This is a genomic window from Mesorhizobium sp. CNPSo 4689 (genome assembly GCF_057784325.1).
This window is the reverse complement of sequence record NZ_JBWLUZ010000003.1, coordinates 236,985-259,150: the sequence shown is the minus strand read 5'-3', so window position 1 is coordinate 259,150 and position 22,166 is coordinate 236,985. Positions and strand designations below refer to the sequence as shown.

23 protein-coding genes, 1 tRNA gene and 1 pseudogene are annotated in these 22,166 nt (G+C 62.4%); 9 read left to right on the top strand and 16 right to left on the bottom strand.

Going from position 1 to position 22,166, the window contains the following annotated elements; genetic code table 11:
- Positions 1-123: 123 nt before the first annotated feature.
- The 3 genes from AC04SI_RS06285 to AC04SI_RS06275 all read right to left on the bottom strand — a co-directional run bounded on the left by AC04SI_RS06285 (position 124) and on the right by AC04SI_RS06275 (position 1,902).
- Positions 124-711, bottom strand: a complete 588-nt coding sequence (locus AC04SI_RS06285; RefSeq protein WP_404282851.1) for a GNAT family N-acetyltransferase — start codon at positions 709-711, stop codon at positions 124-126.
- Between the two features lie 121 nt (positions 712-832).
- Positions 833-1,102, bottom strand: a complete 270-nt coding sequence (gene rpmA, locus AC04SI_RS06280; RefSeq protein ID WP_006206376.1) for a 50S ribosomal protein L27 — start codon at positions 1,100-1,102, stop codon at positions 833-835.
- A 101-nt stretch (positions 1,103-1,203) separates the two neighbouring features.
- Positions 1,204-1,902, bottom strand: coding sequence for a 50S ribosomal protein L21 (locus tag AC04SI_RS06275; protein WP_404282848.1), 699 nt, complete (start codon positions 1,900-1,902; stop codon positions 1,204-1,206).
- Positions 1,903-2,286: 384 nt separating this feature from the next.
- Between AC04SI_RS06275 and AC04SI_RS06270 the strand changes: the two genes are divergently transcribed.
- From AC04SI_RS06270 to AC04SI_RS06250, 5 genes are all read left to right on the top strand, one after another.
- Positions 2,287-2,376: transfer RNA gene (locus AC04SI_RS06270), tRNA-Ser, on the top strand.
- Positions 2,377-2,480: 104 nt separating this feature from the next.
- The gene (locus tag AC04SI_RS06265) at positions 2,481-2,798 is read left to right on the top strand and encodes a hypothetical protein (RefSeq protein WP_488474017.1); all 318 of its coding nucleotides are present in this window, start codon (positions 2,481-2,483) and stop codon (positions 2,796-2,798) included.
- Positions 2,795-3,181, top strand: coding sequence for a hypothetical protein (locus AC04SI_RS06260; protein ID WP_404282844.1), 387 nt, complete (start codon positions 2,795-2,797; stop codon positions 3,179-3,181). The genes AC04SI_RS06265 and AC04SI_RS06260 overlap by 4 nt, the downstream gene beginning before the upstream one ends.
- A gap of 302 nt (positions 3,182-3,483) precedes the next feature.
- Positions 3,484-4,194 (top strand): pentapeptide repeat-containing protein, encoded by a 711-nt coding sequence (locus AC04SI_RS06255; RefSeq protein WP_192182180.1) that lies wholly within the window; start codon positions 3,484-3,486, stop codon positions 4,192-4,194.
- Positions 4,195-4,296: 102 nt separating this feature from the next.
- A complete protein-coding gene (locus AC04SI_RS06250) occupies positions 4,297-4,722 on the top strand; it encodes a hypothetical protein (RefSeq protein WP_404282842.1) in 426 nt (141 codons plus the stop codon).
- A 125-nt stretch (positions 4,723-4,847) separates the two neighbouring features.
- Here AC04SI_RS06250 and AC04SI_RS06245 read toward each other — a convergent pair whose 3' ends face one another.
- Entirely contained in the window at positions 4,848-5,552 is a 705-nt protein-coding gene (locus AC04SI_RS06245; RefSeq protein ID WP_404282841.1) for a hypothetical protein, read from the bottom strand.
- A gap of 352 nt (positions 5,553-5,904) precedes the next feature.
- Here AC04SI_RS06245 and AC04SI_RS06240 point away from each other — a divergent pair, with 352 nt between their 5' ends.
- On the top strand, positions 5,905-6,783 hold the full coding sequence (locus AC04SI_RS06240) for a hypothetical protein (RefSeq protein ID WP_404282839.1): 879 nt from the start codon (positions 5,905-5,907) through the stop codon (positions 6,781-6,783).
- Between the two features lie 20 nt (positions 6,784-6,803).
- Here AC04SI_RS06240 and AC04SI_RS06235 read toward each other — a convergent pair whose 3' ends face one another.
- Entirely contained in the window at positions 6,804-7,094 is a 291-nt protein-coding gene (locus tag AC04SI_RS06235; protein ID WP_404282837.1) for a hypothetical protein, read from the bottom strand.
- Positions 7,095-7,277: 183 nt separating this feature from the next.
- Between AC04SI_RS06235 and AC04SI_RS06230 the strand changes: the two genes are divergently transcribed.
- Positions 7,278-8,342 carry a cyclic nucleotide-gated potassium channel gene (locus AC04SI_RS06230; protein ID WP_488474016.1) on the top strand — a complete coding sequence of 355 codons (1,065 nt, stop codon included), beginning with the start codon at positions 7,278-7,280 and terminating at the stop codon, positions 8,340-8,342.
- 84 nt (positions 8,343-8,426) lie between these two features.
- On the opposite strand, the pseudogene AC04SI_RS06225 reads toward AC04SI_RS06230, so the two are convergent.
- Positions 8,427-9,037 (bottom strand): annotated as a pseudogene (locus AC04SI_RS06225) (ATP-dependent DNA ligase); the annotation flags it as partial.
- 361 nt (positions 9,038-9,398) lie between these two features.
- On the opposite strand from AC04SI_RS06225, the gene AC04SI_RS06220 reads away from it, so the two are divergent.
- Complete coding sequence (locus AC04SI_RS06220; protein WP_192181984.1) at positions 9,399-10,073, top strand: peroxiredoxin-like family protein; 675 nt, start codon at positions 9,399-9,401, stop codon at positions 10,071-10,073.
- A 149-nt stretch (positions 10,074-10,222) separates the two neighbouring features.
- Here AC04SI_RS06220 and AC04SI_RS06215 read toward each other — a convergent pair whose 3' ends face one another.
- From AC04SI_RS06215 to uxaC, 10 genes are all read right to left on the bottom strand, one after another.
- A complete protein-coding gene (locus tag AC04SI_RS06215) occupies positions 10,223-11,113 on the bottom strand; it encodes an FHA domain-containing protein (RefSeq protein WP_404278762.1) in 891 nt (296 codons plus the stop codon).
- 134 nt (positions 11,114-11,247) lie between these two features.
- Positions 11,248-13,113 carry a DNA helicase RecQ gene (recQ, locus tag AC04SI_RS06210; protein WP_404278760.1) on the bottom strand — a complete coding sequence of 622 codons (1,866 nt, stop codon included), beginning with the start codon at positions 13,111-13,113 and terminating at the stop codon, positions 11,248-11,250.
- A 270-nt stretch (positions 13,114-13,383) separates the two neighbouring features.
- Positions 13,384-13,722, bottom strand: coding sequence for a cupin domain-containing protein (locus tag AC04SI_RS06205; protein WP_404278758.1), 339 nt, complete (start codon positions 13,720-13,722; stop codon positions 13,384-13,386).
- 10 nt (positions 13,723-13,732) lie between these two features.
- Entirely contained in the window at positions 13,733-14,500 is a 768-nt protein-coding gene (gene kduD / locus AC04SI_RS06200; RefSeq protein WP_488474015.1) for a 2-dehydro-3-deoxy-D-gluconate 5-dehydrogenase KduD, read from the bottom strand.
- Positions 14,497-15,348, bottom strand: coding sequence for a 5-dehydro-4-deoxy-D-glucuronate isomerase (kduI, locus tag AC04SI_RS06195; protein ID WP_404278753.1), 852 nt, complete (start codon positions 15,346-15,348; stop codon positions 14,497-14,499). The genes kduD and kduI overlap by 4 nt, the downstream gene beginning before the upstream one ends.
- A gap of 19 nt (positions 15,349-15,367) precedes the next feature.
- On the bottom strand, positions 15,368-16,144 hold the full coding sequence (locus AC04SI_RS06190) for a FadR/GntR family transcriptional regulator (RefSeq protein ID WP_404278751.1): 777 nt from the start codon (positions 16,142-16,144) through the stop codon (positions 15,368-15,370).
- A 9-nt stretch (positions 16,145-16,153) separates the two neighbouring features.
- On the bottom strand, positions 16,154-17,434 hold the full coding sequence (locus tag AC04SI_RS06185; protein ID WP_404278749.1) for a TRAP transporter large permease: 1,281 nt from the start codon (positions 17,432-17,434) through the stop codon (positions 16,154-16,156).
- Positions 17,435-18,004: a TRAP transporter small permease gene (locus tag AC04SI_RS06180; RefSeq protein ID WP_404278747.1), complete on the bottom strand. Its 570-nt coding sequence runs from the start codon at positions 18,002-18,004 to the stop codon at positions 17,435-17,437.
- 67 nt (positions 18,005-18,071) lie between these two features.
- Positions 18,072-19,049 carry a TRAP transporter substrate-binding protein gene (locus tag AC04SI_RS06175; RefSeq protein WP_488474014.1) on the bottom strand — a complete coding sequence of 326 codons (978 nt, stop codon included), beginning with the start codon at positions 19,047-19,049 and terminating at the stop codon, positions 18,072-18,074.
- Positions 19,050-19,080: 31 nt separating this feature from the next.
- Positions 19,081-20,490 carry a glucuronate isomerase gene (gene uxaC, locus AC04SI_RS06170; protein WP_404278743.1) on the bottom strand — a complete coding sequence of 470 codons (1,410 nt, stop codon included), beginning with the start codon at positions 20,488-20,490 and terminating at the stop codon, positions 19,081-19,083.
- Positions 20,491-20,664: 174 nt separating this feature from the next.
- Between uxaC and AC04SI_RS06165 the strand changes: the two genes are divergently transcribed.
- Entirely contained in the window at positions 20,665-22,158 is a 1,494-nt protein-coding gene (locus AC04SI_RS06165; RefSeq protein WP_404278740.1) for a mannitol dehydrogenase family protein, read from the top strand.
- The last annotated feature ends 8 nt before the right edge of the window (positions 22,159-22,166 follow it).

Here is a 22,166-nt window from a genome sequence, read left to right as displayed (position 1 = left end):
GGTCAGGCCGCGCCGAGAATGGTGGTTTCCGAGAACCGGAGCGGAGCGTACTTAAAGTACGTGAGCACCGGAAGCGGAGGAAACCGCCATTCGCAGGCCGGCCTCACCTGAATATCGACACACCTAAAAGTGCACCCAGTTCCTGAGGCTCGTCCAGGTCTTCCTGTCGAGCCGGTAGCGCTCGACCGGCACCTGGCCGGCGACGATCGAGTTCAACATGCCCTGCCCGGCATACTGGAACCCGCATTTGTGGATGACCCGGCGTGAGGCCGGGTTGATGACCCTGGTCGAAGCATGCAGCACCTGGGTCGACGTCCTCTGGAAGGCGAGGTCGACCAGCGCGTGCGCGGCCTCCGTCGCATAGCCGCGCTTCCAGTAGGGTTCGCCGATCCAGTAGCCGAGCTCCAGCCCGCGATCGGTGGTGTTGAGGCCGGCGCAGCCGACGAAAGTGTCGGTGCCGGCCAGCGTCAGCGCATAGACGATGCCGGCGCGGCGCGCTGCCGTCATGGCGAGGAAGGCGCGGGCCTCGGCCTCGCCATAGGGATGCGGCATGCGGGCCAGCATTTCGGCGATGTGGCGGTTGTCCGCGAGCGCCACCAGCTGCCCGATATCGCCTTCGTGCGGGCGCCGCATGACCAGCCGCTCGGTGGCCAGCACCGGGCAATCTATCGCGTAACTTTCGTCGTCCGTGTCGTCCGCTTCGGCAACCATGTCAAAGTCCTCCAGGCGCAAGAAAAAAGGGGAGATGGAAACCCATCTCCCCTGATCCTTTTCCTGGCCTGGCCAGACACCGGTTCCCGAGATGGGCGCCGGTGTTGTGGTGCGGAACCGGCTACTCCGCTGCTTTGGAAATCGGGTTCACCGATACGTAGGTTCGGCCGTTGGCTTTCTTGTTGAAGGTGACTGCGCCAGCTTCCAGCGCAAAAAGGGTGTGGTCCGTGCCCATGCCGACATTGACGCCGGGATGCCACGAGGTGCCGCGTTGACGAATGATGATGTTGCCCGGAATCACGGCTTCGCCGCCGAACTTCTTCACGCCGAGACGCTTGGAATGCGAGTCGCGACCATTGCGCGACGAACCGCCAGCTTTCTTGTGTGCCATCTAACTAACTCCGATGCGCCCTGGGGGCGCTTGAATGGTCTTATGAACGCGTTCGCGTTCCGTTTCAAGTCCGATCCGGCGATCGTTTCGCCGGTTCGTTCCTACTTCTTCGCCAGCTCCTTGGCCTGCTCGCGCCAGTCCTTGATCTGGTCGGCGCTGAACGGCATGTGCTCGTCGATCTTGGCGACATCCTTGTCGGTCAGCTTGGCGAGCTGCGCGAAGGTGATGATGCCCTGCTCGGCGAGGTCCTTGGCCGCGACCGGGCCGATGCCCTTGATCACGGTCAGGTCGTCAGGCTCGCCCTTCGGCGCCTTGAACAGCGGCGCGGCGGCAGTGGTCTCGGCCTTGGCTTCTTCCTTCGGAGCAGCCTCAGCCTTGGCTTCCTTCTTGGCCTTGGCCTCCTTCGGCGCGGCCTCGGCCTTCGCCTCGACGGCAGCCTCTGCCTTGGCTTCCGGCTTCGCCGCGGCCTTCTTCGCCGGCTTGGCGCCGCCCAGCAGGATCTCGGCGATCCGGACGGTGGTCAGAAGCTGACGGTGGCCGATCTTGCGGCGCGAATTCTGCCGGCGGCGCTTCTTGAAAGCGATGACGGTGCGGTTCTTGCCCTGCTCGACGACTTCGGCGGTGACGGTGGCACCATCGACGAACGGCGCGCCAAAGGTAACGTTCTCGCCCTCGCCATGCGCCAGCACATTGCCGATCTCGACGATATCGCCGACCTGGGCTTCGAGTTTCTCGATCTTCAGGAGATCGTTGGCGGCAACGCGATACTGCTTGCCGCCCGTTTTGATGACTGCGAACATTTTTTGCCTTTCGCTGTTCGGTCGGCCTTGATGAACCGCTTCAGGCGGTTCGGCCGTCTTTTTGTCAGTCTGCGGGTTCAAAAAACAAGCGGCGCGGAAGACCCCTCCACGCCGATTGCGCGCTGTCCCTAACCGAAGGTTGGGCCGAAGTCAAGGCAAGTGGCTGTATCTCTGACCCGCCCGCCGCGCCATCACCGGTCGCCGCGCTGGTTGCTTCCGGCAAGGCGACGAGGACACCCGTGAAACACCCTGCCCGGAGGGGTTCGCGCCATCGCGACACGGCGGTGGTTCGCGAAGGCCGGAAATCAGGCTGATAGGGCCTTGTAACCTGCCCGCCCAGCCGTTATCTAGTGCGCCGCGCCGGCAACGGCGGACCATGACCGCGGAGAGGTGGCAGAGTGGTCGAATGCACCGCACTCGAAATGCGGCATGCTCGCAAGGGCATCGGGGGTTCGAATCCCTCCCTCTCCGCCAGATTTCTCTCCTAACAGATTGATTTTGTAGGATAGTTGTCCGCGTCCTTTGCCTCCTTCCCAATGCGTTTCCCAAGGAAAATGCACCCGAAGGAGACCTTGATTATGCACCGCTTTTCAGACCAGACCGAAAACCCGATCGTCGGGAGATTCTCTCGCCGTGCCTTGCTTGTCGGCGCAGTCGCCTCCGTTCCTGCCATTGCTTCGGCAGCGCCGCCGCCCGTCCTGGCGCTTCCCGAGCCGCGTGAATTACCTGTCCAGCGCGTCAATCGGCTCGCTGCGGAACTTGCCCACGCGATGGATGACTGGATGGCCGACATCAGCCACTCAGGCCATCCCCATGCCTTGTGGGAGGCGCATGTATGGCCGGCCTCAACTGGCCTCGGCATCTACTATAAAAACCACGATAGGGGCGTGTCATGAACGCCCACACGCCCATTCTGAAGCCCCTTGGCATGCCGAAGGGCATGGATCCGCGCGAGTGGCGCCAGTCGGTCGAGAAGCGCCTGAACGACCTCCTAGACCGCGCCATGAGCCTGATAACGGCGCTCGACTTGATGGAGGTCGATTGCGATCTGGAGGAGACGGCAGACGACGAGCCGTCCCTTGGATGGACGGAGCGGGGCGGACACGGTTCAGCGTCATACCTTGCGCCGAACCTTCCGGCCGGTGACGTGCTCGACCTCGAAATGGACAACTGCGACGACGAGGAAGGCGGCGACGCAGAACCGTGTCCGGACATCGCCGGCGAAACCGTCATGTGGCCGGACGATCTGAAGTCGCAGGAAATGCTGGTGTCGCTATGAGCCGGCGCGCACCTCTGACGATAGAGCCGAGCAACGACATGCTTCGGGATGATTCCTATACGCACCGACGACGAAGAGTTCATGCTCGTCGCTCCGTCGCATTACGACCCTGAGTACTATCCGCCGGGCTCTTGCATTCAATAGGTCCGACGCCGACCCATATTTGGCCCGCTGCCTCACGGTGGCGGGCTTTTCATTTGGCGGTGGGGACTAGCGGGATTAGCGGGCAAAATGCCGTCGCTTTCGAGTGTCAGCAGATGTGGTAAGGTTGATTGTCGGCGAGTAGCAGAGGTCCAGCAACAATGACTTTGAGACGAACCAGAGCTTACGGCACATCCGGCTTGGTTCTAGCGGTTTGCATTGTATTTGCTTGGCAGAACGCCGCTGCCGCTCAAAATTGCGACGCAGCCGCGACGCCTGGCGTCAATTGGCAGGACTGTGACAAAAAGCTTCTCATCCTAAAAGGACAGGACCTGAGCGGGGCGAACCTGATCGGTGTTGATTTCACTTCGACCGACCTCAGGAACAGCAATCTCCTTGCGGCAAATTTTGAGAAGGCAACGCTTGTGCGTGCTTCCCTGGCCGACTCGACCGCCAAAGGCGCCCGGTTCGACAAAATCGAGGCCTACAGGACCGACTTCAGCCATATGGACGCGCAGGGCGCTGTGTTTACGAGCGCGGAAGTGCAGCGCTCGAATTTCCAGGACGCCAATCTGACCAATGTTGATTTCACAAAGGCGGAATTGGGGCGAGCGCAGTTCCATGACGCCGATATCAGCGGCAGCCGCTTTTCGTTTGCCAATCTCGCGCGGGCGGACTTCCGAGGAGCGACGTTCACCGCGCCGATAGACTTTGACCGCGCTTTTTTCTTTCTGACCCGTATCGAGGGCCTCGATCTTTCCAATTCGGCGGGTCTATCCCAGTGGCAGCTCAACATGGCTTGCGGAGACGCCCGGACCGAGTTGCCTTCTGGCTTGACGAGGCCTGAAGATTGGCCCTGTAGCGAGCCATAGGCTCGGCGCCGTGTCGCTGCCGGGGCTGAAATCGTCAAGCGCGCCCTTGCGAGGGCGAAGCTTGCGCTGCATCCTTGGCGCGACGTGAGGGGGCGTCGAAGTATGGGCGAAAGGACAAGGATTGCGGCCGTCGCTGTCGTCGCGATCGGCCTTGTTTGGATGTTCAAGGGCCATGACAGGAGTCCGACGGGCAGCGCGAGCTCTACCAGTGGCGTTGTTGCTTCGGGCGTCAATGCCGGTGTCTACGGAGACTGCGCCAAGATCAACGCGAAAGCCGTGCTTGCTTCGTGGGATAACACGATAGACAGCATCAGGCGCAGCGACGCCACCGATTTCAGCGGACCTCAAATATTCGTACACGTCTCGACCGAAAGATGGGGGGATGCCGGCCACGAGGGGCGACTGAGCATCGCGATCGCTGCGTATTGCGATGCCGCTGACACGCATGGCAAGGGCGTAGCCATCATAAAGGGAAGCATTGACGAGAAACTCGGTGGCGTCGTTGACGGCAACTACACGAGCCCCTGACCTTTTGTTCACCTGGCCGCCGGGCGTCGAGTTCATCCCGAGAATGGCGGCGGCGCCGGGGTGAGGCTGCGGAAATGAAACAGCCAGCCAGCGCCTAGCGCCCGTGCTCTAAAAATGCCACCTATTCACAATCTGCCCGCGGCTACTCGGTACCGTTCGATAGCCTCCGAGTTCAGTAGCTCTTGTGCAATTGATAGAAGGACATAGTCGAGGTTGTTGCGTTTGTAGAGCGGATAGAATTCGTCAATTTTGTCGAGTGCGGCTGCTGCCACCGGGCTGCGCTTAAGGTAGCGATCCCCCTGAGCATGGATGTATCCAAGTCGATATGCCGCGTACTCGATGACGTCAAAACGGCTGAATGACTTGCCTTCACAACATCCGACACTGCATGCAAAATAATCGGCGAGGCTCCTATCTCTATCGTGAAAAGGATCCCCTCCCATGGTGAAGTCGATAGACGTAGTTTGGCTCATGATTATCGAGCTCAGGCCAATACTAGGGTGCTCGATTGGCGCTCCCTGAGCATCCACGGAGTGGACAATAGGCTTCAGTGGCCCAGCATGTCCGAACTGTGGGGTCTCCTCGCCTCCAAAAAGAATAGCGGTGATGTCGCCCGGCAAAGGATTCCATTCCAATCCATAAGCTTTGATAGTTGGGTCTCCAGATAGCCCAACATAGGCCCAGAATTCCTGAAGATTGTCGTGGATATCGCGAAGCCAGGCAGTAGCTGCTCGAACATTCGCGTCAGAAGCGCCAACAGGTACCAGTTTACGCAGATCATCAATGCGGCTTGCCAAGTTTTTAGCAAAGCGGGCGTTTTGCGTCGTCATTGGTAGGCCCTGCAACGTTTGAGTGCGCAGCCAGTTATAATCGGCATCCAGCTTTAAGAGGCAAGGCATTGATACGAGCCGAAAGGCGCTCTAGCTTGGGAGGCCTCGGTCGTGCCAAACATCCCTAGGCTCGAGGCTGGCTGTTGTGTACTGTGGTCGCATGATGAAAATGTGCTACGCATCCCTTGCCCTAGTTGTTTACCTGTTGATTGGGTGCGCCCCTTCTCAAGAGGAGATCGCCGCTAGTTGCAAGGATAGCGAGGATGTCCAGAAATGTGTTGAGCAGAATAAAGCTCAATTGGACAAGGACTTAAACGCAATTAGCCCTAAGCCGTGATTCGGGTCCCATCGTATGGCGAACTCGAAGGAAACGGGCCGCTGCATCTTTTGCGGCGGCAACGGCTTAACAAAGGAACATATCTGGCCGGATTGGCTTGCTGCGTACGCGCCAAAAATTGGTGATAGTTCCAAACACACTGCCAACTTCATGAAGTTCGACCAAGAGGGGCCGCCGCAAGAAGTGGACCGGCGCGTCAACGTCAAGCAGGGCGACCCGAGGTCGAAGAAACTCAGATGCGTCTGCCGAAACTGCAACGGCGGCTGGATGAGTAGGCTGCAAAGCCTGGTCAAGCCTGTCTTGTTGGATCTCGTTTTGGGAAACTCGCTAGGCGAATCGGCGGCAGGCGTTCGTCGTGTGCTGACGCCCGAGGAGCAGCATCTGCTGTCGAAATGGGCAGTAATGTTTACTATGGTCGCCGAGCACTTGGACTACAAGACAATAGCGGTGCCAACTGAGCAGCGTCGCGCTTTTGCCGAGACGCAATGCATCCCTGAGAACTGGCGGGTTTGGATCGGCAGGTACCAGGGTTGGAGATGGCATGGCAATCTGATCCACCGAGCGGCGGCAGTCACGCAACCGGGCGACGCTGCTGCGCGGATGAACCTGCAGACCAGTGCTTTTGCGGTGGGTAAGCTATTCTTACTCACATGGAACACCACAGTTTCAGGTCTCGATCTGATCGACTTCATCCCGCCTCGCAAGGCCGCTTTGGAAGCAATCTGGCCTAGCGGAGGAGCCCCTTGCTCCCAACCCACAAGGATAATCTTCGACTTCAGGTTTGAACGCAACGCCAGCCTCTTTTTTGAATATCTCGGCCTTGATGTGCCGCTCGCAACCCAACTGCCCCATCAACAATTTGCTTCCTCAGCAGTAGTCCGTCCCCGCGACTGACTTGAGATGCATCAACCGGACTAGTGGCGATCGAAAGTCGGCTTCCAGCCGCGATTCCGCGCCCGCTGCTGGCCTTCGTAGTCAGGAATGCATGTGAAAAACACCGGGCTGCGGTGGCGGCCCTCTGCCTTGCATTTCGAGCAGCCGAAGAGCCCGACCAAATCCTGATGCATCGAGCCGTGATCGGCGCCGAGCCTGTCAATCAGTGCTTGGACATCTAGCTTTGTCGATCTGCCGCACATCGGATGCGCGCAATTGACATAGAGGGTTTCGTTGGCGGCTAAGGTGTCGGCAAGAGTCTTTTGGGGCATGGCGATCTCCGTTGAAAGGGGTTCGCCGCAATTGGAGGATTATATTCCTAATAGAGCTGAGGCCGGCAAGTATTTTTCGCTGCCGAGTGCGACCGTTGATGATGCACATCGCAGCGACAAGCACCTTTGCGCTTGCCTTGAAGGCATCTATTTTGGAGGGTAGTAGCCGCTCGTGGGCACAGAATGTCGGTACTGCCTTTCTTAAGAATTTACGCGCCGCTAAACGCGGTGCTGGCTGCGCCTGGGCTTCTGGCGGTGGCTGCGCTCACGATACCGGACATGTCCGGACGAACCAGACTGGTTCTGGCTGCCCTGCTCGCTGTCATTTGGGGCGCCTATCTCCTGCAGATGGCGGCGACGCTGCTCAAGCGCCGGGCGGGAGACGTTCGGAACAGGACGCCGGCAATCGCCATCGATGTGCTCGCGGTCTTGGTTCCACTCGCGGCATTTCTGCTCGTCGGCACGCCCGACCGAAGCCTCTACTGTGCTGTCTGGCTACTGAAACCGCTGCGCGCCTCGACTTTCTTCCCGGTGCTGGGCAGGGTGCTGGCCAACGAAGCGCGCAATCTGATCGGCGTCACCACCCTCTTCGGCGTCGTTCTGTTCGCTGTCGCGCTCGCGGCCTATGTCATCGAGCGCGACATCCAACCGGAAAAGTTCGGCAGCATCCCCCAGGCAATGTGGTGGGCGGTGGTCACCCTGTCCACCACAGGCTATGGCGACGCTATTCCGCAAAGCTTCGCCGGCCGCGTCCTTGCCGGGGGGGTCATGATGAGTGGCATCGGCATCTTCGCGCTCTGGGCTGGCATTCTTGCCACCGGCTTCTATCAAGAAGTCCGTCGCGCGGATTTCGTCCGTAATTGGCAATTGGTCGCCGCCGTGCCGTTGTTTCAGAAGCTCGGCCCGGCCGTGCTGGTCGAGATCGTGCGCGCGTTAAGACCTCGCACGGTGCCGGCGGGCGGCGTGATCTGCCGCAATGGCGAGCCCGGTGATCAGATGTTCTTCGTCGTGGAGGGACGCGTCAGCGTCGCGACGCCGAACCCGGTGGAGCTTGGCCCCGGCGCCTTCTTCGGTGAGATGGCGCTGATCAGCGGCGAACCGCGTTCGGCGACCGTCAGCGCCGCAACGGTGGTCTCACTCCTGTCGCTGCACTCGGCGGATTTCCAGATGCTGTGCAGCAGCAGCCCGGAGATCGCGGAAGTCATCCGCAAGACCGCGCTCGAGCGGCGCGGCGCGGCACCGACTTGACCGAAGGTGTGCAGTCCGGACTTCGGCTCTATCGGCCACGCGCGGAGGTTTGGTTGACGCGGTCCTGATCCTTCTTGGCCATTGTCATTCCTCCCGAAAGTCTTGCAAAGAGGCGTGCCGCAAGTCGTCCTCGCCCCGCAGGTGCTTCACACGGCCGATCAGCCCCGGCTTGACCCATTGCGTCGCCGGCCGCTTCATGCCCTTCGGCGGTGGCCCTGCATGTTCCCGGACGCGCTCCCAGAGGCGTTCCCGCATCTCGCGGTTCAAGGTGATGAACGCCGATCCGACATAGCGCCCTGTGCCGCGCTCGGCCATCAGAGCGAATGCTGGCTTGCCGGCCTCTCGCTCAACGCCGAGCAGATCGTATTCCGCGATCGCATAGCATTTCGCCTTCAGCCAATTCGTCGACGGGCCGCTTCGATATTTGCTGTCTTTCCGCTTCGAAACCATGCCCTCGAGCCCGGCCTGGTCGACCAGATGGAAGATCGCCTTTGCATCGCCCGGAAGCGCCTGGCTAAATTGAATGCGACCGCCGTCCGGTATCATCTCGGCCAGGATCTCGCGACGATCCTCCAGCGGCATGTCGCGCAGATCATGGCCGTTGAGGTGCAACAGATCGAAGGCGACGAAGTAGAGGTCGTGCTGGCGCCTGGTGATGGCCTTTCGCAGCCGAAGTCAGACAGACCGGCATCGTTTGAGTTGGCTGGCGCTGGATAGAGGCCCCACAAGCCACCCCACCCCCCGGCTGCCGATGAAGCCGGGGGTTGCTCAGTCGACCCAGCGGAGATTAACTCACATCCGGTTGCAATGAGCTATGGAGTGACGAGGACCAGCAGTTGGCTGTGGGATCGTCTGCGCGAGAAGGTCCAGCGTTCGTGGGCGCCATCTAGTGTAAAAGCGTTGCCCTCCGTGCTATAAATGGACTACCGGCGCCGACCTCGACGCCGTCCTAGGCCGACCGCCATTGCAGCATGCCCAAGGACGTATGTGCCGCAACATGGGCTCAAGCCACCCGCCGCACATCCGTTGTGGATTGGCCCGCGAGGAGGGATCAGCATGTCAGAACGTCTCGACATAGGCCCGCTGCAACCTGGCGAAACGGCGCCCAATTTCGTGCTCGACGCGATTACCCGCGAGGGCAAGATCGCCATCGACGATTTCCGAGGCGAGAAACCAGTGCTGGTTGGGCTGTATCGAGGTCTCCATTGTCCGTTTTGCAGGCGTCATATCGCGACGGTTTCGCTGCTCACACCAGCCCTCAACGAGAAGGGCATCGAAAGCCTCACGGTGGTGAACACGCCCATCGAGCGGGCGCGCCTTTATCTGCGGTACCATCCGATGCTCCGCCTGCTCGCGGCATCCGATCCGGAGCGGACTTCACACCGCGCCTTTGGATTGCCGAATATGCAGATCACCGAAGACGAGAGCGCATGGCCGCAAAAGGCTTCGATGAGCGATGTGAAGGCGATGCGGCTCAACGTGCCGGGCGAAATGCCTGAGCCGATGGATCCGTTTGCCACGCTCGAATATCTGAACAAAAAAGACAATTACGATATCACTGAAGCGGACCAGCAAATGATTGCGACCGGCGTGGGCCAGCTCATGGGCCAGTTCCTGCTCGACCGCAACGGCGTCGTTCGCTGGACGTTCTCCGAGGTTTTCGATGGCGGCTTGGGCGCCCACCCGAACTCTGAGGCGATGATGTCGGTCGCGTCGCAAATCGGAAGGTAAGGCGCAGCCTCGGTAGTGGGGCTAGGCGCAGGATTACGCGAAGTTGGCGGCCGTCGCCTGATAGGGGGCCCCACAAACCGCCCCCACCCCCGCCTGTCGGTAAATCCCGGTGGCCCCGGCGGCCGACGATCAGGAGGAGTCCGGCCGGGTCAGTCTGAGACAATTTCGTAGTGAAGAACCTGAGCGTCGCTGAGGGACAACCTCAGTCCAGGCGAGATGACGCCGGAGCCGAAGAGGAGAATATCTTCGCGGCGTACGAATACTTCATGGCCGGGCCCCATCGACACAAATGTGCCCGACGAGCTTCGCTCGACAAGCCGGGCCCTGCCATTCGAAATAGTGAAGGTCGCGTGGTGCCTTGAAACCCAGGGCCGCTCGATGACAATATTGCATTCCGGAGATCGGCCGATGGTCACGAATTCGTTGTTTCGACAGGATCGCAACTGATCTCCATAGCGGATGACCAGATTGATCTGCCGCAGCGAGGCGGAGCGCGTATCGGTAATTGTGCCCCGGCTGGTGATCTGCGTACCGAGGGCCCCATCGTCGCTCCACAGGGTATAGACATCGAAGAGTTCTTGCTTCCCCTTCAAGGCCATTTTGTCGAGGAGCCGCAGTGCCCTGCGGCTTCTTGCGGAAAGGGCTTCGCAGAAGCTCTGGCTGATCAGCACCTCCCCGGGGTTGGCCGTGGTGGACAACCTTGCGGTGACATTGACAGCGTCACCGAATACCTCGCCCCGCGTGCGAATGACCGCCCCGAAATGCAATCCGATACGGGCGCTCAACGGCCCTTTCGTCAGTTGGCGGCTGATTTGGCAGACGGCCCTCAGCGCCGCCTCCGGGTTCTCGAACAGGCTGAGTACGTCATCGCCTTTCGAGTGAATGAAATCACCGCCGTGCCGGGCGACGATCTCGCGCATCGCGTCCAGGCAATCCGAGACCTGCTGCAGAGCGGCATCGTCGCCGATGCGCTCATAGAGGGGCGTGCTGCCCACGACATCAGCTAAGAGGACTGCGGCTAGAAGTCTTTCCTGATCCATCGATCTCGTATCCGCACCGAGAACGCAGCGTATATAACACACCAAAGTTGCCTTTAACTTATCTAATTGCGCGCCTGGGGGCCGGGGCGGTGCTTCGGCGTGATCGTCTCGGACGGACAGGCGTCTGCCTTCACTCATCTCGCCAAATCACCCGCTTCTCCCACCTGATTTCCTTCGTGCGCCGCAATCGCGCCCAGAAAAATCTCTCCAAACTCCCTGAGCTTCGCCGCCCCGACGCCATTCACTTCGGCGAAGGCGTCGAGGTCGCTTGGGCAGCGCGCGGCCATGTCGATCAGCGTGCGATCGGAGAAGATCACATAGGCCGGCATCTGGCGCTCCTTGGCGAGCCGCAGCCGCAGTGTCTTGAGCGCGGCCAGCAGCGAGGCATCCAGGCCTTCCGTATCGATGGCGGCACCTTGGGCGGCACGCATCTTGCCGCGGCGCTGCCGCGTCTCGACACGGTAGAGGAACGGAATCTCGCCACGGCCGAGCGCATGGCCCTTCTCGGCGATGGCGAGGCCGCCATGGCCCTCCGGATCCGGCATCAGAAACCCGCCCGCGACGAGCTGCCGTATCAGCGACAGCCAGAAATCCTTCTTGTGCGCCACGCCGCTGCCGAAGCTGGCGAGCCTATGGTGACTCCTGGCCAGGATCTTCTCGGTTTCATGGCCGAGGAGCACATCGATGACATGGGCGGCGCCGAAGCGTTCGCCGGTCTGCGCGATCGCCGCCAGGATGATCCGCGCCTCGGCGGCGCCATCGGCGCGCGGCACCTGATCCAGGCAATTGTCGCAATTGCCGCAGGACGACGCTTCCTCGCCGAAATAGCCGAGCAGCACCTGGCGCCGGCATTCGGCCGTCTCGCAATAGCCGATCAGCGTGTCGAGCCGGCCATGCGAGCGCCTCTTGTGCTCCGCCGGCGTCGCCTCGTCCTCGATGAAAAGCCGACGCATGCGGATATCGCCGAGGCCGAACAGCATGCGAGCCTCTGCCGGCCGCCCGTCGCGACCGGCGCGGCCGATCTCCTGGTAGTAGGCCTCCAGGCTGCCCGGAAGATCGGTGTGAAACACATAGGCGACATCGGGCTTGTCGATACCCATGCCGAAGGCGATGGTCGCCACCATCACCACGCCGGGCGAGGTCATGAAGCTGTTCTGGTTGGCGTCGCGCGCCTCCTTGCTCATGCCGGCATGATAGGCGAGCGCGGTGACGCCGTTCTTCTCGAGGAACGCCGCCACATCCTCCGTCTTCTTGCGCGACAGGCAGTAGACGATGCCGCTGCGGCCGGCATGACGGCGCACGAAATCCAGCAGCTGGCGCTTGCTGTCCTGCTTGGGCTCGATGCCGAGCTTGATGTTCGGCCGGTCGAAACCCAGCACCAGCGTTTCGACGCGCCCGGCAAACAGCCGCGCCTCTATATCAGTGCGCGTGGCCTCGTCCGCCGTCGCCGTCAGCGCGATGATCGGCACTTTCTTAAAAATGTCGCGCAGCCGCGACAGCTCCTCATATTCGCGCCGGAACGCCGGCCCCCATTGCGAGATGCAATGCGCCTCGTCGATGGCGATCAGGCTGATGTCCAGCCTGGCAAGCGCGTCGAGCATGCGATCGGTCATCAGCCGTTCCGGCGCGAGATAGAGCAGCCGCGTCTGGCCCGCCGCGACGCGGCGCCATGCCGCGACATTGGCCTCGCGGTCGAAAGAGGAATTGATCGTGTCGGCGGCGACGCCGGCAAGGCGCAGCGCCGCAACCTGGTCCTGCATCAGCGCCACCAGCGGCGAAACGACGATGGTGAGCCCGCCCAGGACCAGGGCCGGCACCTGGTAGCAGAGCGACTTGCCCGCACCCGTCGGCATGACGGCCAGCACGTGACGCCCGGCCAGCAATGCCTCCGTCACGGCTGCCTGGCCGGGGCGGAAATCGTCGAAGCCGAACACGTCCTTCAGGACGCGCCGCCTGGCGTTGTGTTCGTCCGCAGGGACGTTTGCAGCCGATATCTGCATCACCTTCTCGCCCGCTGTTGAAATGCGTGCGCGGATTTGAGTCCGCCCGCGCGATTCCGCTGGCGTTCGACTCGCCAAAAGACCTGCCGTCCTGCTTGGCCGATAAAGCTGGGTAGTTCCAGCCCTGTTAAGTCTATTTTCACCATCATGCGGCACGCTTGCGGTCCTGCGGCGATGTTTTGAGTACCGCGGCGCCACAAGCGCCCAGGCAACACACCCGCGCCTCTCCGGAGGCGCGGGTTTTCCATTTCTGGAATGGCCCGAAAAAGGTCAGCCGAGGAAATCGGCGCGCTGCGGCGTGAAACTGTCGACCAGGCGTCCGGCCTCAAGTGCCTTGACGCCATGCACCAGATTGGACGGGACGATGAAGCTGCTGCCCGCGTCCAGAATCTCGCTCCTGCCGTCGATGGTGACCTCGAAGCGGCCTTCGGCGACATAGCTCGCCTGCACATGCGGATGCGAATGCAGCGCACCGATGCCCCCCTTGTCGAAGGCGAACTCGACCATCATCAATTCGTCGGTGTGGAGAAGCACGCGGCGGCGATTGCCGTCGGGCGTCGGCGTCCATGCGCCCTCGCCGGCATGCCGGAAGAGTTTCGTCGCGGTCATTTGCCCGTCCTCATCGCGCCAGCCAGCCGCCATCCACCGGCACCACGGCGCCATGCATATAGTTGGACGCCGGCGCCAGCAGGAAGACGGCGGCATCGCCAATATCCTCCGGTCTGCCCCAGCGTCCCGCCGGAATGCGTGCCAGGATGGCGGCGCTGCGGTCGGGATCGGCACGCAGCGCCTCGGTATTGTTGGTCTCGATATAACCCGGCGCGATGGCGTTGACGTTGATGCCTTTTGCCGCCCATTCGCAGGCGAGCAGCCTTGTGATGCCGAGCACGCCATGCTTCGACGCCGTGTAGGAGGCGACGCGGATGCCACCCTGGAAGCTGAGCACCGAGGCGATGTTGACGATCTTGCCGCGCCGTCCCGGATCGGCAAGCACGCGCCTGGCAAAGCCCTGGCTGAGCATGAAAACCGTCTTCAGATTGACGTCGATGACGTCGTCCCAGTCGGTCTCTGTCAAATCGACGGCGTCGGCACGCCGAATGATACCGGCATTGTTGACCAGCCCGTCGAGCGGCCGACTTTCATGCCAGACCTGGTCGAGCATCGCCTGGGCAGCCATCGGATCGGCTAGATCGCAGCGCACTGCCTCGAAACTTCCACCCACACCCGCGACCTTGCCAGCCGTCTCGTCCATAGCCGAGCGGCCGACGCCAACAACCCAACCACCGGCGCGCGCGATCGATACGGCGATGCCCTGGCCGATGCCGGTGTTGGCGCCAGTGACCAGAATGCGCTTGCCGGCGAGGCTGAAGGCCGACAGATCGCTCATCGCAATTCATCCATCGCCACCGGGTCGACATCGGTGTAGTCGACATTGTCGCCGGCCATAGCCCAGATGAAGGCGTAGCTGGAGGTGCCGGCGCCCGAATGGATCGACCATCCCGGCGACAGCACGGCCTCTTCATTGCGCATGACCAGATGGCGTGTTTCGTCCGGCTCGCCCATGAAATGAAACACCCGCGCCGTCTCCGGCAGGTCGAAATAAAGATAGGCCTCCATGCGCCGGTCATGCACATGGCACGGCATGGTGTTCCAGATGGAGCCTGGCGCCAGTTGCGTCATGCCGACGACCAGCTGGCAGGTTTTTGGTTCCTCCGCATGGATGAACTGGAAGATCGAGCGCTCGTTGCAGGTGTCCTTGCTGCCGAGGTCGAGCCGCTTGGCGTCACCGATGCGGATCAGCCGGTTCGGATGGGCCTGATGCGCCGGCGCGCTCAGCAGATAGAATTTTGCCGGCACGGCCGGATCGGCCGATGCGAAAGAAACATCCTGCGTGCCCATGCCCAGATAGAGCATGTCGCGCGCCGCGAGATCGTACGAGTGGCCGCCTGCTTCGATTGCGCCGGCGCCGCCGATATTGACGGCGATCAGTTCGCGTCGATCGAGGAACGCCTTCGTGCCGGTCGGCTTGATCGTTTCCAGCGGCAACACCGAACCGACCGGCATCGCACCGCCGACGATCATGCGGTCGTAGTGGGTGTAGGTCAGGCTGACGCGATCGGCCTGGAACAGCCCGTCGATATGGAAATGGTGGCGCAGCTCATCGGTGCCCATGGCCGCCGCGGCGGCCGGGTCAATGCCGAAGCGCGAGGAAAAATCGGTGTGTTTCTGATCCATTGCTACCTGCTTGAAATCTTCACTCTGTCGAGGCGGCTTTCACCGAGTTGGCGTAGAAGGCCTGCCGCGCCTGCAGGCGCTCGCGATAGCGCTGCTGGCTGGCGGAGAGATGCGCGCGCATCGCTTCGCGCGCGGCCGCCGCGTCGCCGGCCGAAATCGCGTTCAGGATCACCAGATGCTCGCGCTGCAGTCCGCGCTGGTAGCTGTCGGACTGCACGAGCTCGGTCGACCAGGGCGAGGTGACGTCGCAAGGAATGGCGCGGCGTCCGAGCACATCGAGCATCTCGACATAGAACGGATTGTTGGTGGCGCTGGCGATCGCGCGGTGGAAAGCAAGGTCGGCGGGGCCGGTCGGCTCGCTGGCAAGCAGCAGCCGCTCGAATTCGAAGAAGGCTTCCTGGATCGCCGCTTCCTGCGCCGCGTTGCGGCGGATGGCGGCGAGTCCGGCCGATTCGATCTCGATCGCCAGACGCACTTCGAGCACGTTGAGCGCGATCGAATCCTTGCTGCCCATGTCGGCAGCAAGAGCCCCGAACATCGTCGAGATGTGCTCGGTGACGAAGACGCCGGCGCCCTGGCGCGGCTCGACCAGCCCGTCGGCGGCAAGCTTGGCCAGCGCCTCGCGGATGACGGTGCGGCTGACGCCGAAGGTCTCGGTCAGCTGGCCCTCGGTCGGCAACTTCTGTCCCGGCTGGATCTCGCCCGCCTGCAATTGCTTGCGGATCGCCGTGACGACCGTCTCCGAAAGCTTTGGCTTGCGCTCGACCCTGAGGTCGGTAGCGGTGTCCGATGCCATGTCGCTCCCCTATTTGAACACGCTCGGCAACCAGAGCGAGATCGCCGGAATATACGTTACCAGCCCGAGAACCACGATACCCGCGCCATAGAACGGCCAGATCGAGCGCATCGCTTCCCACACCGTGATCTTGCCGACGGCGCAGGCGACGAACTGCACCGTGCCGACCGGCGGCGTGTTCAGCCCGATGCCGAGATTGAGGATGGTGATGACGCCGAAATGCACCGGATCGACGCCATAATGCGTCACCAGCGGCAGGAAGATCGGCGTGCAGATGATGATCATCGGCCCCATGTCCATGAAGGTGCCGAGCAGCAGCATCAGGACGTTGAGCAGCAGGAGCACGACCAGCGGATCGGTGGAGATGGCGTTCATGCCGGCGATCAAGGCCGCCGGCACCCTGAGATAGGCCATCAGCCAGCTGAACGAAGCGGCCATGCCGATGATCAAAAGCACCATTGCCGTGGTCCGCACCGCGCCCTTCGTGGCGTGGACGAAGTCGTTCCACCGCATCGAGCGATAGCCAAGGACGGTGACCAGTAGAGCGTAGATGACGGCGATGCAGGAGCTTTCGCTGGCCGTGAAGACGCCCGAACGGACGCCGCCGAAAATAATACCGATTAGCAGCAGTCCGGGAATGGAGATGAGGAACAGCCGGCCCGCCCTGGCGAAGCCGGGAAACGGTTCGGTGGGATAGCCGCGGTGGCGCGCCACGACATAGGCGGTGACCATCAGCGACGCGGCGAGCAGAAGGCCCGGCAGGATGCCGGCGGTGAAAAGGTCGGCGATCGAGATCTTGCCGCCACCCGAAATCGAATAGATGATCATGTTCTGCGACGGCGGCAACAAGAGCGCGATCAGCGCCGCCATCGAGGTGACGTTGACGGCGTAGTCGGCGCCGTAGCCGCGCTCCTTCATCTGCGGGATCATCAACCCGCCAACGGCCGCGGCCTCCGCAACCGCCGAACCGGAAATGCCGCCGAACATGGTGGCGGCGATGATGTTGACCTGGCCGAGGCCGCCGCGCATATGCCCGACGAGCGAGCCGGCGAAGGCGACGATGCGCTGCGCGATGCCGCCGCGCACCATCAGATCGCCCGCATAGATGAAGAACGGGATCGCCATAAGCGAAAACACGCTCATGCCGGAATTCAACCGCTGGAACACCACCAGCGGCGGCAGGCCGAGATAGACGATGGTGGCGAAGCTGGCGGCGCCGAGGCAGAACGCGATCGGCGTGCCTATGAACATAAGCAGTGTGAAGACGCCGAACAGGATCCAGATTTCCATCTACGCCTCCTGCACCGCTGGCATTTCGGGCACCTCTTCGAGATTGATATCCTTGTCGACGTCGATCCCAGCCCATCTGAGCAACATGCGCTCCAGCGAAAACAGGCTGATGAGCCCGCCGCCCGCGGTCAGCGGCAGGTAGTCGAAGCCGCCGGGAAGCCCGAGCGCCGGGATGGTCGAATGCCAGGTCAGCGCAACCAGCTTGATTCCGTACCACACCATACCGATGCCGAAGGCGAATGCGACAAGGTCGGAGATGGTCCGCAGCGCGCCCTTGCTGCCCTTGGGCAGGACATAGAGCAGCACGTCGAATCCCATGTGGAAATTCTCGCGCACACCGACGGCGGCGCCGAGGAAGATGAACCAGCTCATCACCATGATGGCGCTGGTCTCGGTCCAGCTCGGCGACGCGTTGAGCACGAAACGGGAGAACACCTGGTAGGCGACAAGTGCTGTCATGGCGGCCAGCCCGGTGCCGGCCAGATACAACGCGCCATCGCAGACCCTCGAAAGAGCGGCGCTGACGCGCTGCATGTGCAGCGCCTTGCTCCTTGCCGGTTCTGTCGCCATCTGGGCCTCCCAAAAACCTGTCAAAATGGTTGCGGGGCGGCCGCGATAGCCGGCCCCGCAATCAACCTCACTCGGTCGCCTGGATGCGTGCGGCGAGATCCTTCAGCTCGGGCGTCGACAGATACTTGTGGTAGACCGGCTTCATCGCATCGATCAGCGGCTGCTTGTCGATCTCGCTGACCTTGACGCCGGCCTTTTCGACGATGTCGCGCGACTTTTTCTCCTGCGCGTCCCACAATTCGCGCATCTTGACGACGCTGTCCTTGGCCGCCTGCCTGACGATCGCCTGGTCCTCCGGCGACAGCTTTTCCCAGCTCGCTTTCGACATCACCAGCACCTCGGGCACGATCTGGTGCTGGTCGATCGTGTAGTGCTTGGCGACCTCGTAGTGCTTGGCGGATTCAAAGCTCGGCCAATTGTTCTCGGCACCGTCGATGACGCCGGTCTCCAGCGCCGAATAGACCTCGCCATAGGCCATCGGCGTCGCGTTGGCGCCAAGCGCATTGACCATGTCGACGAACACGTCCGACTGGATGACGCGGAACTTCATGCCCTTCAGGTCGGCAATCGAGGTGATGTCCTTCTTGGTGTTGTAGAAGGAGCGCGCGCCGGAATCGTAGAAGGCCAGGCCGACCAGGCCGTGCGCCTCGAACGCTTTTAGGATCTGGTCGCCGATCGGCCCGTCCATGACGTGGCGCATCTGGTCGACAGAGCGGAAGATATAGGGCAGCGACGGCACTTGTGTCTCCGGCACGATGCCGTTGAACGGCCCCATCGAAACACGATTGAGGTCGATGACGCCGGTCTGCGTCTGCTCGATCGTGTCCTTCTCCTCACCGAGCTGCGCCGAATGATAGACCTCGACCGAATAGCGGCCGCTGGTGCGCTGCTTGATCAGCTCGCCCATATATTTGACCGCCTCGACGGTCGGATAGCCGTCCGGATGGGTGTCGGCCGAGCGCAGCACGGTTTCGGCATGGGCCATGCCAACCAGCAGCGCGCCGAAGGCGAATGTGGCTGCCGTCAATTTCGAAAGATGCAACATGACTTCCTCCCTTTAGATCGTTGCGCCCGGCTCAGAGCCGGTACGCCTTTTTTGCAAGCGTGTAGGCAAGCTCCCGCGCCAGTTCGTGCGCCTCGTCCTCGCGCAGCCGGCGCTCGGCGACGAGACGCGCGAGGAAGGCGCAATCGACCCGGCGCGCCACGTCGTGACGCGCGAGTATGGACGGGAAGGCACGGGTGTCGTCGTTGAAACCGACGGTGTTGTAGAAACCGGCCGTCTCGGTGGTCATTTCGCGGAAACGGCGCATGCCTTCCGGGCTGTCATGGAACCACCAGGCCGGTCCGAGCTTCAGCGCCGGATAGACACCTGCGAGCGGCGCCAGTTCGCGCGCATAGCTAGTCTCGTCGAGCGTGAACAAAATGACCGTGAGATCGCGCTCCAGCCCGACGCAGTCGAGCAGCGGCTTCAGGGCCGCCGCATAGTCGGTCCGGGTCGGGATGTCGAAACCCTTGTCGCGGCCGAACTTCTGGAAAATAGCCGGCGAATGATTCCGCCAGGAGCCGGGATGGATCTGAAGGACCAGCCCGTCGTCCCGGCTCATCTTGGCCATTTCGGTCAGCATCTGGGCGCGAAACAGCTTTCGTTCGCGCTCGTCGTCGGAGCCTCGTCGGATGCGGCTGAACAGTTCCGCGGCCGCCGCGTCAGAAAGGTTGGCGGTCTCCGCCGTCGGATGGCCGTGGTCGGACGATGTCGCGCCGAACTCCTTGAAATAGGCGCGCCGCCGGCGGTGCGCATCGAGATAGCCGGCCCATATGCCGGTGTCGCAACCGGTGATCTCGCCCAACCGGTCGAGATTGGCCGCAAACCCCTCGAAATCGGGATCGACGACGGCATCCGGCCGGTAGGCGGTGACCACGCGGCCCTGCCAGCCGCTGTCGCGGATCGTCCTGTGCCATCTGAGATCGTCGAGCGCGCCCTCGGTCGTCGCGATCACCTCGATGTTGAAGCGCTCGAACAAAGCGCGCGGGCGGTAGTCGTCGCGTTGCAGCAATGTTGCGATCGTATCGTAGTGGCGGTCCGCCGTGCTGGCGTTCAGCGGTTCCTCGATGCCGAACAGATGGGCGAACACATGGTCGAGCCACAGCCGGGTCGGAGTGCCGCGAAACAGAAAATAATGCTCGGCGAAGCGCCGCCAGATCACTCGGCCGTCGGTCTCCACAGATCCGCCGTCCAAGGTCGGCACGCCGAGGTCCTCGAGCCGCACGCCCTGGCTGAGCAGCATGCGGAAAATGTAGTGGTCGGGCACGACGAGCAATTGCGCCGGATCGGGGAACGGCTCGTTGCGCGCATACCAGCGCGGATCGGTGTGGCCATGCGGGCTGACGATGGGCAGGTCCTTGACCCCGGCGTAGAGGTCGCGGGCAAGCGCAAGCTGGCGCCCTTCGGCGGCAAACAGCAGATCCGGATCGGTCAATCCTGCCACGTTGGTCCTCCCAGGGCCGCTATCGGTAGGATTGGACAGAAATAATGTCAACATACAAAAATTAGATTGTTGTATGATGACTTTTCGGTCCATTGTGTGGCGGGAAAGCGGGTGATACGCCGCTTGCCGACCCATCCTCGGGACGATTTCACGACGTCCGATCGGACACTGCCCATGATGAACAGACGCCTTTCCAACGCCACGGTGCCGGAACTGCCTGCTGCAACCGCCGTGCCTTCATATGACCGCAACAGCATCGCGCCAGGCATCGTCCATCTCGGCGTCGGCGCCTTCCATCGTGCCCACCAGGCCGTCTATGTCGACGACTGCCTGGCGGCGGGCGAGACGGATTGGGGCATTGTTGGCGTTTCCTTGCGCAGCCCCGACACGCGCGATGCGCTGGCGCCGCAGGACGGGCTCTACACGCTGGCGGTCAGGAGCAGCGGCGGCGAACAACTGCGCGTCGTCGGCTCGATCCTGTCGATGCTGGTGGCGCCGGAGGATCCGGGCGCGGTGCTGGCCATGCTCACCGATCCGCGCACCCGCATCGTCACGCTGACGATCACCGAAAAGGCCTATCTGAGGGCAGCGGGCGGCGGGCTGGACGCCGCCCATCCCGACATTGTCCATGACCTGGCGAACCCGCATGCGCCGAAGACCGCGCATGGCTTCCTGAGGGAGGCACTGGCGCGCCGCCGCGCCGCCGGCACGCCGGCCTTCACCGTGCTCAGCTGCGACAATCTCCCGGCCAACGGTGCCACGCTGCACCGGCTGCTGGTCGAGTTCGCCGCGCTGCATGATGCCGCGTCTGGCGATGCCGACCTCGCCCGTCATATCGCCGACGAGATCGCCTTCCCGTCGAGCATGGTCGACCGCATCGTGCCGGCGACCACCGATGCCGACCGGGCGAGGATCGCTGGAGAGCTGGGCGTCGAGGACGCCTGGCCGGTGATGACCGAGCCATTCTGCCAATGGGTGATCGAGGACGACTTCCCTACAGGACGACCAGCTTGGGAAAAGCTCGGCGCCACCATGGTCGGCGACGTCGAGCCCTTCGAGGACATGAAGTTGAGATTGCTCAACGGCTCGCATTCGGCGATCGCCTATCTCGGCCTGCTCAGCGGCCATGCGACGGTCGACCGCGCCTTCGCCGATCCGACGATCCGGCAGTTCGTCGACAGGCTGTGGGCCGAAGCCATCCCGACGTTGCCCGAGGACGCCGGGCTCGACACAGCCGCCTATACGGCAGAGCTCGCCGAGCGTTTTTCCAATACGGCACTCGCCCACCGAACGGCGCAGATCGCCAATGACGGCAGCCAGAAATTGCCGCAGCGCATCGTCGCCTCCGCCGTCGAGTGCATCGAAGCCGGCACTGAGCTGGTGCATCTCACACTGGTGGTGGCCGCCTGGATCGCCGCCTGCGCGGCGCGTGGCAAAACCTTGCCGGAAGCTCACTTCACCGATCCGCTCGACGCGGCACTGACGCCACTTTTGGGCCAGCAACTGCCGGCGAACGAAACCGTGGCGGCAGTGTTCGACCTGGCCGGCTTCGCCAGGGACCATGCCGAGCGCCAGACGCTGATCGAGCTCGTGGCCGTCCATCTCGTGCATCTGCGCCGGGACGGTCCGGCTCTGGCCTTCGCCGCGCTCGGCATAGAGAGCGAATAATTATAGGC

What these genes read in the sequence shown, in the direction of transcription:
- AC04SI_RS06205 (WP_404278758.1), bottom strand. Translation starts at nt 13,722, where the DNA reads ATGACCGCGACGAAACTCTTCCGGCATGCCGGCGAGGGCGCATGGACG.
- AC04SI_RS06250 (WP_404282842.1), top strand. Translation starts at nt 4,297, where the DNA reads ATGGGCGAAAGGACAAGGATTGCGGCCGTCGCTGTCGTCGCGATCGGC.
- AC04SI_RS06230 (WP_488474016.1), top strand. Translation starts at nt 7,278, where the DNA reads ATGTCGGTACTGCCTTTCTTAAGAATTTACGCGCCGCTAAACGCGGTG.
- kduD (WP_488474015.1), bottom strand. Translation starts at nt 14,500, where the DNA reads ATGAGCGATCTGTCGGCCTTCAGCCTCGCCGGCAAGCGCATTCTGGTC.
- AC04SI_RS06175 (WP_488474014.1), bottom strand. Translation starts at nt 19,049, where the DNA reads ATGTTGCATCTTTCGAAATTGACGGCAGCCACATTCGCCTTCGGCGCG.
- AC04SI_RS06215 (WP_404278762.1), bottom strand. Translation starts at nt 11,113, where the DNA reads ATGGATCAGGAAAGACTTCTAGCCGCAGTCCTCTTAGCTGATGTCGTG.
- AC04SI_RS06190 (WP_404278751.1), bottom strand. Translation starts at nt 16,144, where the DNA reads ATGGCATCGGACACCGCTACCGACCTCAGGGTCGAGCGCAAGCCAAAG.
- AC04SI_RS06165 (WP_404278740.1), top strand. Translation starts at nt 20,665, where the DNA reads ATGATGAACAGACGCCTTTCCAACGCCACGGTGCCGGAACTGCCTGCT.
- rpmA (WP_006206376.1), bottom strand. Translation starts at nt 1,102, where the DNA reads ATGGCACACAAGAAAGCTGGCGGTTCGTCGCGCAATGGTCGCGACTCG.
- AC04SI_RS06185 (WP_404278749.1), bottom strand. Translation starts at nt 17,434, where the DNA reads ATGGAAATCTGGATCCTGTTCGGCGTCTTCACACTGCTTATGTTCATA.
- recQ (WP_404278760.1), bottom strand. Translation starts at nt 13,113, where the DNA reads ATGCAGATATCGGCTGCAAACGTCCCTGCGGACGAACACAACGCCAGG.
- AC04SI_RS06260 (WP_404282844.1), top strand. Translation starts at nt 2,795, where the DNA reads ATGAACGCCCACACGCCCATTCTGAAGCCCCTTGGCATGCCGAAGGGC.
- kduI (WP_404278753.1), bottom strand. Translation starts at nt 15,348, where the DNA reads ATGGATCAGAAACACACCGATTTTTCCTCGCGCTTCGGCATTGACCCG.
- AC04SI_RS06265 (WP_488474017.1), top strand. Translation starts at nt 2,481, where the DNA reads ATGCACCGCTTTTCAGACCAGACCGAAAACCCGATCGTCGGGAGATTC.
- AC04SI_RS06180 (WP_404278747.1), bottom strand. Translation starts at nt 18,004, where the DNA reads ATGGCGACAGAACCGGCAAGGAGCAAGGCGCTGCACATGCAGCGCGTC.
- AC04SI_RS06285 (WP_404282851.1), bottom strand. Translation starts at nt 711, where the DNA reads ATGGTTGCCGAAGCGGACGACACGGACGACGAAAGTTACGCGATAGAT.
- AC04SI_RS06240 (WP_404282839.1), top strand. Translation starts at nt 5,905, where the DNA reads ATGGCGAACTCGAAGGAAACGGGCCGCTGCATCTTTTGCGGCGGCAAC.
- AC04SI_RS06220 (WP_192181984.1), top strand. Translation starts at nt 9,399, where the DNA reads ATGTCAGAACGTCTCGACATAGGCCCGCTGCAACCTGGCGAAACGGCG.
- AC04SI_RS06235 (WP_404282837.1), bottom strand. Translation starts at nt 7,094, where the DNA reads ATGCCCCAAAAGACTCTTGCCGACACCTTAGCCGCCAACGAAACCCTC.
- AC04SI_RS06275 (WP_404282848.1), bottom strand. Translation starts at nt 1,902, where the DNA reads ATGTTCGCAGTCATCAAAACGGGCGGCAAGCAGTATCGCGTTGCCGCC.
- AC04SI_RS06245 (WP_404282841.1), bottom strand. Translation starts at nt 5,552, where the DNA reads ATGACGACGCAAAACGCCCGCTTTGCTAAAAACTTGGCAAGCCGCATT.
- AC04SI_RS06255 (WP_192182180.1), top strand. Translation starts at nt 3,484, where the DNA reads ATGACTTTGAGACGAACCAGAGCTTACGGCACATCCGGCTTGGTTCTA.